This window comes from Lactococcus petauri (genome assembly GCF_002154895.1).
Lineage (GTDB): Bacteria > Bacillota > Bacilli > Lactobacillales > Streptococcaceae > Lactococcus > Lactococcus petauri.
On record NZ_MUIZ01000057.1, the window covers coordinates 1 to 206 of the forward strand.

Annotated in this window: 1 pseudogene; it reads right to left on the reverse strand. The window is 41.3% G+C overall.

From position 1 onward, the window contains the following. Positions 1-206, reverse strand: a pseudogene (locus BZZ03_RS12130) (MSCRAMM family adhesin SdrC); the annotation flags it as partial.

Consider the following 206-nt stretch of genomic DNA (forward strand, 5'->3'; position numbering starts at 1 on the left):
AGTGAATCCACAAGTACCTCGGATAGCGCATCAAATTCAGCGTCTGATTCAAAATCAGAATCAATGAGCACATCGGACAGTGCATCGACATCAATGTCCGATTCAAAATCAGAATCAATGAGCACATCAGACAGTGCATCAAGTTCAGCTTCAGATTCTAAGTCAGAATCAATGAGTGATTCTACAAGTACATCAGACAGTGCATC